Origin of the sequence: Streptomyces sp. NPDC006393, from assembly GCF_040628575.1 — a bacterium.
Lineage (GTDB): Bacteria > Actinomycetota > Actinomycetes > Streptomycetales > Streptomycetaceae > Streptomyces.
In genome coordinates this window covers 80,591-90,939 of sequence record NZ_JBEXZD010000019.1, presented here as the reverse complement: position 1 = coordinate 90,939, position 10,349 = coordinate 80,591, and the positions used below count along the sequence as shown (strand labels likewise).

Annotated in this window: 9 protein-coding genes; 2 read left to right on the top strand and 7 right to left on the bottom strand. The window is 73.7% G+C overall.

Annotation, left to right across the window (positions count from 1 at the left end; genetic code table 11):
• Nucleotides 1-705 (top strand): penicillin-binding transpeptidase domain-containing protein (locus ABZ484_RS11740; RefSeq protein ID WP_358865727.1); only part of this gene is annotated, 705 nt, incomplete at its 5' end.
• Between the two features lie 90 nt (nt 706-795).
• Here the strand turns inward: ABZ484_RS11740 and ABZ484_RS11735 are convergent.
• From ABZ484_RS11735 to ABZ484_RS11705, 7 genes are all read right to left on the bottom strand, one after another.
• The gene (locus ABZ484_RS11735; protein WP_358865726.1) at nt 796-3,015 is read right to left on the bottom strand and encodes a SpoIIE family protein phosphatase; all 2,220 of its coding nucleotides are present in this window, start codon (nt 3,013-3,015) and stop codon (nt 796-798) included.
• Nucleotides 3,016-3,526: 511 nt separating this feature from the next.
• Nucleotides 3,527-4,219 carry a DUF402 domain-containing protein gene (locus ABZ484_RS11730; RefSeq protein WP_358865725.1) on the bottom strand — a complete coding sequence of 231 codons (693 nt, stop codon included), beginning with the start codon at nt 4,217-4,219 and terminating at the stop codon, nt 3,527-3,529.
• 72 nt (nt 4,220-4,291) lie between these two features.
• Nucleotides 4,292-5,677, bottom strand: coding sequence for a class II fumarate hydratase (locus tag ABZ484_RS11725; RefSeq protein WP_358865724.1), 1,386 nt, complete (start codon nt 5,675-5,677; stop codon nt 4,292-4,294).
• Nucleotides 5,678-5,816: 139 nt separating this feature from the next.
• Nucleotides 5,817-7,037, bottom strand: a complete 1,221-nt coding sequence (locus ABZ484_RS11720) for an ABC transporter permease (protein ID WP_358865723.1) — start codon at nt 7,035-7,037, stop codon at nt 5,817-5,819.
• Nucleotides 7,034-7,738: an ABC transporter ATP-binding protein gene (locus ABZ484_RS11715; protein WP_358865722.1), complete on the bottom strand. Its 705-nt coding sequence runs from the start codon at nt 7,736-7,738 to the stop codon at nt 7,034-7,036. The genes ABZ484_RS11720 and ABZ484_RS11715 overlap by 4 nt, the downstream gene beginning before the upstream one ends.
• Nucleotides 7,735-8,976, bottom strand: coding sequence for a peptidoglycan-binding domain-containing protein (locus tag ABZ484_RS11710; protein WP_358865721.1), 1,242 nt, complete (start codon nt 8,974-8,976; stop codon nt 7,735-7,737). Before ABZ484_RS11710 ends, ABZ484_RS11715 begins: the two co-directional genes overlap by 4 nt.
• Nucleotides 8,973-9,584 carry a hypothetical protein gene (locus ABZ484_RS11705; RefSeq protein WP_358865720.1) on the bottom strand — a complete coding sequence of 204 codons (612 nt, stop codon included), beginning with the start codon at nt 9,582-9,584 and terminating at the stop codon, nt 8,973-8,975. Before ABZ484_RS11705 ends, ABZ484_RS11710 begins: the two co-directional genes overlap by 4 nt.
• Nucleotides 9,585-9,673: 89 nt before the next feature.
• On the opposite strand from ABZ484_RS11705, the gene ABZ484_RS11700 reads away from it, so the two are divergent.
• A complete protein-coding gene (locus ABZ484_RS11700) occupies nt 9,674-10,327 on the top strand; it encodes a response regulator transcription factor (protein WP_358865719.1) in 654 nt (217 codons plus the stop codon).
• Nucleotides 10,328-10,349: the final 22 nt, after the last annotated feature.

Here is a 10,349-nt window from a genome sequence, read left to right as displayed (position 1 = left end):
GTCGCGCACGCCGAGAACAAGACGCGTACGGCGAAGATCGACGACCCGATCGGCGACCAGGTGATCAGCCGCGAGGCCGCCGACACCGTCACCTCGGTGCTCACCGGCGTGGTCGACGACGGTACGGCGCGGACGTCGGTGCGGAACAATCCGCTGCGCGACGGCCAGCAGGTCGCGGGCAAGACCGGTACCTCCGACGAGAACAAGTCGGCCTGGTTCACCGGATACACGCCAGGCCTCGTCACCTCGGTCGGTCTGTTCGGCGAGGACGACAAGACCCACAACCATGTGTCGCTCAAGGGCGCCACGGGACTGATCCCGGGCAGTGGCCGCATCAACGGTGGTGGCTACCCGGCGCAGATCTGGGCCGCGTACACCTTCGGGGTGATGGACGACGTCAGCAAGTTCGACCTGGACACCACACAGGGCGCGGCCGTGAAGCCGTCGACGTCGCCCTCGGTGAGCCAGTCGCCGAGCCAGTCGCCCTCGCAGTCGGCGTCCAGCTCGCCGCCGGCCTCCCAGTCGCCGTCGCGCACTCCCAGCCAGTCGCCGAGCCGGTCGCCGTCGCAGTCCCAGTCGCCGTCGCGGACGCCGAGCCAGTCGCCCAGCCAGTCCCCGTCGCAGTCGCCGTCGGGCGGCATCAACGACAACCCGCTCGACCCGAACGACCAGCAGCAGCTGAACGGCAGACAGCCGGCACAGTAGGACACGTAGGACACGTAGGACACGGCGAGGGCGCCCGGTTCCACCGGGCGCCCTCGCCGTGTTCAGGGGTGTGTGCCGGCCCCTCAGGACTCAGGTCCGGTTCAGCTCGAACCAGACCACCTTGCCGGTGCTCAGCCGGGTCGCGCCCCAGCGGCGGGCCAGCCTGTTCACCAGGTACAGGCCCCGGCCGCCCTCGTCGGTGGCGCGGGCCTGGCGCAGCCGGGGCAGTTGCGGGACGTCGTCGCCGACCTCGCAGCGCAGCACGTCCGTGCGCAGCAGACGCAGCGTCACCGGCCGGGAGGCGTACCGCACGGCGTTGGTGACGACCTCGCTGACCAGCAGCTCCACCGAGTCGCTGAGCTCCTCCAGGCCCCAGCGGTCCAGCGCCCGGCGGGCCAGGCGGCGGGCCCGGCCCGGGGCGGAGTCCTCCGGCTCCAGGAACCAGTACGCCACGTCGCTCGGCGCGATCCCGTCGAAGCGGGCCGCGAGCAGCGCGATGTCGTCGTCCCGGTCGCCCGGGCCGAGCATGTCCAGCACCTCGTCGCACAGGGCTTCCAGGGGCGGCGGGTGGTCCGGGCCGGTGAGCTCCGCCGTCGCCTGGAGCTTCTCGCGCAGCTGCTCTATGCCGGTCCACACGTCCCTCAGCCGCGACTCCACCAGGCCGTCGGTGTAGAGGAGCAGCGTGCCGCCGGCCGGCGCGTCCAGCTCCACCGCCTCGAAGTCGACACCGCCGACGCCGATCGGAGCGCCCGGCGGCACCCGCAGCACCTCGGCCCGGCCGCCCAGGTGCAGCAGCACGGGCGGCGGGTGGCCGGCGTTGGCGATGGTGATGCGGTGCGAGACGGGGTCGTAGACGGCGTACAGGCAGGTCGCCATGCGGTCGGTGCCCAGGCGCTGCGCCTGCTCGTCCAGGTGGTGCAGCACCTCCTGCGGCGGCAGGTCCAGACCCGCGAGGGTCTGCGCGGTGGTGCGCAGCTGACCCATGATCGCCGCCGACGTCATGGAGTGACCCATCACATCGCCGACGACGAGGGCGACCCGGCTGCCGGGCAGCGGGATCGCGTCGTACCAGTCGCCGCCCACCCGCGCGGTCTCGGCGGCGGGCAGATAGCGGGAGGCCAGCCGCACACCCGTGGGGCGGGGCAGCGTCTCGGGCAGCATGGTGCGCTGCAACTCGTCCGCGATGTACGCCTCACGGCCGTACAGCACGGCCTTGTCGATGCCGAGCGCGCTGTGCGTGGCGAGCTGGGCGGCCACCAGCAGGTCGTCGGGCTCGAAGGCCGGGCGCTCCGGGCGGCGCAGGAACAGCGCCGCGCCGATCACGCGGCGCCGCCCGCGCAGCGGGGCGAGGATCGTGCGCTGACCGCCGGGCACCGCCAGTTCCGAGCCCTCGCCGAGCAGTTCGCTCAGCGCGGCGCCCGCCGGGTCCGTGTCCGTGAACACCGGCCGTACGCCGCGCAGCACCTCGCCGAGCGCGCTGCCTGCCCGCACCTCGCACAGCTCGTTGGTGACCACGGACAGCTCGGCCGGCTGCTCGGGCGCGGGCGCGGGCAGGAACCCGACCTCCGGGTCACGCTCGGCCGGTATCCGGTCGGTACGGCGCAGCCGCAGCACGAGCGGGCCCACCGGCCGTTCGTCGCCCACCGGCAGCGGCTCGCGCAGATAGACGAGGATGGCGTCGGAGAACGTCGGCACGGTCGCCCGGCACAGGCCCATGACGATCTCGTCCAGGTCCATGCCGCGGGCGATCCGCCGGGTGGCCGCGCCCACGAACCGCAGCCGGTCGCCGTCCCGCCGCATCGGCAGCGGACGGCCGGGCGGCAGGCCCTGTCCGGTGCGGCGTTCCCGCCCGCCGGGGCCGCGCCGCTCCCGACGGCCGGACCCGCCCGGCGCCCCGGGCACGTCGGTGCGGCCGTCGGCGCCCGAGGCGCCCGTGGTGCCGGAGGTCCCGTTGGTACCCCCGCTCCCGGCGGTCCCGGTGGTCCTGGTGCCCGCGCCGTCCGGCTGCGCGGGGATGCCCTCCGGCACGGGGCGCGGCCGGGGCACGTCGGGTTCGGCGGACACGGGCTGTGCGTGCTCGTACCCCGTCTCAGGCGCCGCCTCGGTGCCGCGCGGGGCGTTCGTCCCGGTACCGCGCGGCGGCTCGCCCTGCGCGCCCTGCGCCGCGGCCGGGCAGGGCGGTGCGCCGGCGGGGCGCGGCTGTGGCGGTAACGCCGGAGAGGGTTCGGGGGTACGCAGGAGTGCCCCGCGGGCGTCCGCGGGGTCGGCGCCCGGCTGGGGGCGTTCGAAGGAGGTCGGCTGCTCCGTCACGCGTGTCGAATCCGTCCGTCCGGGGCTGCGCGCCGGGCGCGCAGTTCGTCCCGCCGAAGACCCGATACCCGGAATACGTGCCCCAGGAACGGATTTCCGGCGTGGTCAGAGGCTGTTCCTGTGCCACCGGCGAACCGCATGCGGCCCGCACGGGCAGGGCCCGCGTCAGCGGCGTGTCCCGCCGGACGGGCCCGAGGGCCTGTCTGACGATTCCCGCCGGGCCCGCGACGCCTGGCACCGCACCTCGCCGCGTTGTCGGGCACGCCCACGTACATCCAGTACGAGGGCGACCCTCCGCCTTGCGATGTACGGCACCAGACGCCGCGGGCTGATCCGACGCGAATCGTCAGACAGGCCCTGGTGCGCTCGTACCCCTCGCTCACGTCCTGCCGCCCCTCGGTGACGTTAGGTCAGACTCGGCGCCCGCTTCGGGAGTTGCCCTCTCCCGTGCCTCCCTGCGCCCTTGCGGAGGACGATCCTACGTTTCCTGCCCGGGGGCGCATCAAGGGTCTCATGAGGACACGTGCGCGGGCGTACGGTCCCAGTCCTCCGGCAGTGACGGTACCGCCCAGGACGGGTCCGGGCGCCAGTGCTGCCAGTTCTCCGAGAACGGCGGCCCCCAGGCGCGGATCACCTCCACCGCTGACCGGCCGGCCGCCCGCACCCGCTCGGCCAGACCGGCGTCCACCAGCCCGTCCCGCTGGGCCTGTGCGAACTCGTCCTCGTCCCGCCAGTGCCAGGTGTGGTCCGGGTGCACGGAGATGTCCAGAAAGTGATCCTCGGAGTCCACCCCGCCCGCCCACCGGGTCAGCGGTTCCTCCAGGTTGACGTACCAGTTCTTGAACCGCCAGCCCGGCTCCCAGAACAGCCACACCGACCACGGTTCACCGGGCCGGGCCAGCTTCAGCACGCCCGTGCCGAACCAGCGGTCGCGCTGCACGGTCCGCGGCTTGGTGTAGCGGGACGCGAGCGGTTCCAGATGCACGGGCGTGCCGTCGGCGAGCACGGGCTTGACACACTCGGTGCCCGGCGCCATCCACACGGCCAGCACCTCGGCGTCGTCGCGTACGACGGTGACGGGACGCGCGATGTGGAAGCCCGTGCCGCCGTTCGCCCGGTACCGCCACAGGATCTGGCTCCCGGGCGCCCAGTGGGCCGTCGCACCGCCGCTCTTCACGCGTCTCATCGCTCCGTCGTCCGTCATGCGCAGATATTAGGTGTCATGGCCATACGACGCTGCGGTGAGCGTCACGGTTCACGCCCGGGCGCGGACTGCTCACGGGTGCGTCATCCGCAGGACGTCCAGCGCCTCGTCCAGCTGCTCCTCCGTCAGGTCGCCGCGCTCGACGTACCCGCCCTCCAGCACGGCCTGACGGATCGTCTTCTGTTCCGCGAGCGCCCTCTTCGCGACCTTCGCCGCCTCCTCGTACCCGATGTACCGGTTCAGCGGGGTGACGACGGACGGCGAGGACTCGGCGTACTCGCGCGCCCGCTCCCGGTGGGCCACGATCCCGTCCACGGTCCGGTCGGCCAGCAGCCGGGAGACGTTCGCGAGCAGCCGGACCGACTCCAGCACGTTCTTGGCGATGACCGGCAGCATGACGTTGAGCTCGAAGTTGCCGGCGGCGCCGGCGGTGGCGACGGTGGCGTCGTTGCCGATCACCTGGGCGCAGACCATGAGCACCGCCTCGGGAATGACGGGGTTCACCTTGCCCGGCATGATCGAGGAACCCGGCTGGAGGTCCGGCAGGCTGATCTCGGCCAGCCCGGTCCGCGGCCCGGAGGACATCCAGCGCAGATCGTTGGCGATCTTCGTCAGGCTCACCGCGACGGTCCGCAGCTGACCGCTGGTCTCCACGATCCCGTCCCGGGCGCCCTGCGCCTCGAAGTGGTCGCGGGCCTCGGTGAGCGGCAGCCCGGTGGTGCGGGCCACCTCCTCGATGACGGCGGCGGAGAAACCGGGCGGGGTGTTGATGCCGGTGCCCACGGCGGTGCCGCCCAGCGGCAGCTCGGCGAGCCTCGGCAGCGAGGCCTTCAGCCGCTCGACGCCGTGCCGGATCTGGGCCGCGTACCCGCCGAACTCCTGGCCCAGGGTGACGGGCGTGGCGTCCATCAGATGGGTCCGCCCCGACTTCACCACGTCCGCGAACTCCTCGGCCTTGCGGGCGAGGGCGGCGGCCAGGTGCTCCAGGGCCGGGATCAGGTCCCGGGTGACGGCGGCGGTCGCGGCGATGTGGATGGAGGAGGGGAAGACGTCGTTGGAGGACTGGGAGGCGTTGACGTGGTCGTTGGGGTGCACGTCGCGCCCGAGGCGCTCGCCGGCGAGGGTGGCCAGGACCTCGTTGGTGTTCATGTTCGACGAGGTGCCGGAGCCCGTCTGGAACACGTCGACCGGGAAGTGCTCGTCCCACCGGCCCTCGGCGACCTCCTCCGCCGCCTCCTGGATCGCCCGGGCGACGTCCTTGTCGAGCACGCCGAGCTCCGCGTTGACCTTGGCGGCGGCGCCCTTGATACGGGCGAGCGCCTCGATGTGCGCGCGCTCGAGGCGCTGCCCGGAGACGGGGAAGTTCTCCACGGCGCGCTGCGTCTGGGCGCGCCACTTGGCGAACGCGGGGACCTGGACTTCGCCCATGGAGTCGTGCTCGGTGCGGTATTCGGTCATACCCGGTACAGCGCGGGGCGGGGGGTGGATGTTCCTGGGGACTGCCGTCCGCGGACCGCCGCTTCGGCCCGAACGGCCTCGTCCTCGAACGCCGGACGGGCTCGTGATCAACCCCCCGGCGTTCGAGGAGCGAGGTCGGCTACGCCGCTGCCAGGGCCTCCGTGGGAGGCAGGCGGGCCGCGCGCAGGGCCGGGTAGAAGCCGGCCAGACCGCCGATGGCCAAGGTCGCGGCGACACCGCCGGCCATCGCCCAGGCCGGCACCACCGAGGGCCAGCCCTGGTAGGCGGCGTAGCCGATGGTGACGCCGATGCCCAGGGCCACCCCGCCGATCCCGCCGAGGGCGGACAGCAGCAGCGACTCGCACAGGAACTGGGTGCGGATCTGGCCGCGGGTGGCGCCGAGGGAGCGCCTGAGCCCGATCTCGGCACGGCGTTCCAGCACGGAGATGACCATGGTGTTGGCGACGCCGACGCCGCCGACGAGCAGGGCGACGGCGCCGAGGCCGAGGAGCAGCCCGCTGAGGGTGTCGTCGGTGGCCTGCTTGGCGGCCAGCGCGTCGGAGGGGCGGGAGACCTCGACCTCGTTGGGGTTCTCCGGGTTGGCGGTGGCACCGAGAACGGACTGGACGTCGGTGACGGCCTTGTCGTTGGCGCGGGCGTAGATGGTGGTGGGATACCCGTCGAAGCCCAGCTCGCTCTTCGCCGCCGACCAGCCCACCAGCGCCGCGGAGTCCAGCTCGGGTGCGAGCTCGTCGGGCGCGAGGATCCCGGTGACGGTGAACCACTCCCCGCCGAGCCACACACGGGCGCCGGCCTCGTACACGCCGAGCTGCTCGGCCGCCCGGGCGCCGAGGACGGTGGCCGGGTAGCGGGCGTCGGCGGCGCTCAGCCAGCGGCCGTCCACGGTCTCGGCGCCGACGCTCTCCGGCAGGTCGGCGCGGGCGGCGTAGACGCTGATGCCCCCGGTCTCCACCTCGGGAATGTGATCGTTGCGGTACACCTTGGCGTCGGTCCTGCCGATCGCGGAGACCGACTCGACCGAGGCGATGTCGCCCACCATCGCGACGGCCTGCTCCGGAAGGTGGGCCCGGTCGCCGGTGAAGGTCTGGCCGGGGGAGACGGTGAGCAGGTTGGTGCCCAGCGCCGCCAGCTTGCGGTTGAGCTGCTCCTGGCTGGAGGTGGAGATGCCGACCACGCCGATCATCGCGGCGATGCCGATCGCGATGCCCAGCGCCGACAGGAACACCCTCATCGGGCGGGAGCGCAGGCCGGAGCCGCCGACCCGGAGCACGTCGGCCGGGCGCATCCGGGCCGGCCTGGGGCGGGGCGCGCCGGGGCGGGGCGGTGCGGCGGTACTCACACGCCCACCTCGTCGTGCACACGGTCCGGCGCGCCCGAGTCGTGCTCGATGCGGCCGTCCCTGACGCGGACCTCCCGAGGCAGGGACGCCGCGATGTCCCGGTCGTGGGTGATGACCACGACGGTCGTCCCGGCGGCGTGCAGTTCGTGCAGCAGCTCCATCACCACGGCGCCGGAGCGGGAGTCCAGCGCGCCGGTCGGCTCGTCGGCCAGCAGCAGCGGCGGGTCGCCGAGCACGGCGCGGGCGATGGCCACGCGCTGCTTCTCACCGCCGGAGAGCTGGTGCGGCTCGTTGTGGAGCCGATGGCCGAGGCCCACCCGGCGCAGCGCCGCCTCCGCCAGGCGGCGGCGTTCGCGCAGCGGGCGGCCGCTGTAGAGCAGGCCGTCGGCGACGGAGTCCAGGGCGGGGACACCGGGGGCCAGGTGGAACGCCTGGAAGACGAAACCGATGGTTTCGGCGCGCAGCGCGGACAGTTCCCGGTCGCTCAGCTCGCCGATGTCGTGGCCGTCGATGCGCACGGTGCCGGAGGTCGGGCGGCTGAGGGTGCCCATGATGTTGAGCAAGGTGGACTTGCCGGAGCCGGACGGGCCGACGACGGCGAGCAGTTCGCCGCGGCGGACGGTCAGACCGGCGCCGGCCAGGGCGGCCACGTCCCCGTAGCTCTTGGACACCGCGGTCAGCTCGATGACGGGCGGATTCACCGGGCGACCCCCACGACCAGGCCTTCGGTGACGCCGGTGCCGGAGATCTCGACCATGCCGTCGGCGAACATGCCGGGTTTCACAGGGAGATACTCCACCCGGCCGCCGCGGACGGCCTGCACGGCATAGCCGCCCTCCCGCCGCGCGGTCAGGGCCTCGACCGGAACCGCGAGAACGTTCCTGCGGGTCTCCGCCCTCAGGATCACATCCACCGGAGCCGCCTGGTAACGGCCCAGTTTCCGCTGGTCCTCGACGGACAGCTGGACGGGCAGTGTGGCGTCCTGGGCGCTGCCGGAGCCGCCGCTGCCGGAGGCCGCGCCGCCCTGCGAGGGTGCCGCGGTGGCGGCGGTGCCGACGTCGGTGACCGTGGCCTCCACCGAGGTGCCGTCGGGGAGCCGGACGGTGGCCTTGGTGCCGTCGTCGACGAGGTCCTCGTACCGCACGTCGAGGTCCACGCCGACGGTCCGCTCGGTGCCGGTCCAGCTCAGGATCTCTCCCGTGGGCACGGTGCCGATCGCGGCCTTGACCTCGGCGACGCGCCTCGCCCCCGGGGCGAGAACGGCGTCGCCCGGCGAGACGGTCCCGGTCCGCTCGCGGCCGAGGTCGTCCTGCCAGGCCCTGACGGCCTCGGCGGTGCCTTCCGTGTACGCGTCGTCCACGGTGAAGCCGGTGTAGCCGAGCTTCGCGAGGTTCTTCTCCAGCATCGCCACGTCCTTGCCCTCGCTGCCCACATCGAGCGTGCGGTACAGGGGGGTCGAGCCGTACAGCAGCGGCACCTTCCGATCGTCCACGCGGTACACGGCCTCGCCGCGGCGGATGGTGTCGCCCTCACCGGGCAGCGCCGTGAGGATGCCCGCGCCCGATCCCTCGCCGCTCTTCGACGATGTGCCGTCCCGCGTGTCCCCGGCCGAGGGGGACGAGGCGGCGCCGGGGGCCTGGACGGCCGTCGCGGTGCCGTAGCCGAGGCTGCCGTCCACGGTCTCGGTCCGGGTCAGCGTCGTGCGCTCGACCTCGGCGGTCTTCGACGGCCCGGACGGCGCGGCCGAGGGCCGGTCGTCCCCGCCGCCTCCCAGGGCGCCGGTGGCGGCCGCCCCCGCGGCGCCGGCGACGGCCACCGCGGCGAGCACGGCCAGGGCGGTGCGCAGCCGCCGCGGGCGCCGGCGCGGCGCGGGACCGGCGGCGGCGTCGCCGTCGGGGTGGACGGCAGGGGCCGCGTCGGTGTGGTCCTGCACGGTCATCGGCCGCCACCGCCGCCCTTGATCATGATGCCGCCGGCGGGGCGCTCGGCCTGGCAGGCCTGCATCGCGCTCTGGAACGTGCTGCTCTGGGGGTCGAGGCCGCTCATGTCGATCTGCATGGAGCCGCCGTTGATCTCCGGATCGGGGAAGCCGGGCACTCCGTGCTCCCGTACGCACTTCGCCCACTCGGCCGCCTTGGCCGGGTCGATGGTGCCGCCGCCGGCGTTCTGGCCCTGCGGCGACAGGTCCTGGCAGGCCTCCCGCGCCTTCTTGAACTCACTGGAGTTCGGATCCAGGCCGTCGCCCGGGCCGATCTTGATGGACCCGCCGTCGGACGGGTCCGGGAAGTTCGCCACACCGTTGTCGCGCATGCACTGGGCGTAGGCCAGTGCCCGGTCCTGGGGGCTGGTGGGGGAGGGGCTCGCCTTGCCGCCGGAGTCCGCCGAGTCCGAGGAGGAGCCCGAGCAGCCCGTCAGCAGGGCCCCGGCCAGCAGCAGGGACGCCACCGGGAGGGCCCGTGCGGCGCCGCGCGCGATGCTCCGTCCGCCGGTCCGCGCGATGCTCCGTCCGCGAGTCCGTGCGGTGTTCCGTTCATGTGTCTGGGTCATGCCGCACAGAGCTACCGGCCCGGCGGTTACACCACGGGAACGTCCGCTGTTATCTCCGTGTAACCGCGCGTCCTGCATCCTTGTCCGATATGCGGGTGCTGATCGTCGAAGACCACCGGGAACTGGCCGAGACCGTGGCCACCGGGCTGCGGCAGGACGGCATGGCCGTCGACCTCGCCTTCGACGGGCAGGAGGCCGTGGATCTGGCGACGGTCCACGACTACGACGTCGTCGTCCTCGACCGCGACCTGCCCGTGCTCCACGGCGACGACGTGTGCCGGACGCTGATCGACCACGGAGGCCGGGCCCGCGTCCTGATGCTCACCGCCTCGGCCACCGTCGAGGACCGGGTCGACGGCCTCGGCCTCGGTGCCGACGACTACCTCACCAAGCCGTTCGCGTTCGCGGAGCTGATCGCCCGGGTGCGGGCGCTGGCCCGGCGCGCGCAGCCCGCCCTGCCGCCCGTGCTCACCCACGGCGACCTCACGCTCGACTCGACACAGCGCACGGCGCGGCGCGGCGGCCGGCGGCTCGACCTGTCCCCGAAGGAGTTCGCCGTACTGGAGCTGCTGATGGCCGCCCGCGGCGGTGTCGTCTCGGCCGAGGAGCTCCTCGAGCGCGCCTGGGACCACGCCGCCGACCCCTTCACCAACACCGTCAAGGTCACGATCAGCCGGCTGCGCCGCAAGCTGGGGGACCCGCCGGTGATCGAGACGGTGCCCCATGCCGGTTATCGCATCTGACCCGTCGGGCCGGGCGCCCCGC

Excerpts from the sequence above, each read along its gene's own strand:
- ABZ484_RS11705 (WP_358865720.1), bottom strand. The coding sequence starts at position 9,584 with ATGACCCAGACACATGAACGGAACACCGCACGGACTCGCGGACGGAGC.
- ABZ484_RS11730 (WP_358865725.1), bottom strand. The coding sequence starts at position 4,219 with ATGACGGACGACGGAGCGATGAGACGCGTGAAGAGCGGCGGTGCGACG.
- ABZ484_RS11700 (WP_358865719.1), top strand. The coding sequence starts at position 9,674 with ATGCGGGTGCTGATCGTCGAAGACCACCGGGAACTGGCCGAGACCGTG.
- ABZ484_RS11710 (WP_358865721.1), bottom strand. The coding sequence starts at position 8,976 with ATGACCGTGCAGGACCACACCGACGCGGCCCCTGCCGTCCACCCCGAC.
- ABZ484_RS11725 (WP_358865724.1), bottom strand. The coding sequence starts at position 5,677 with ATGACCGAATACCGCACCGAGCACGACTCCATGGGCGAAGTCCAGGTC.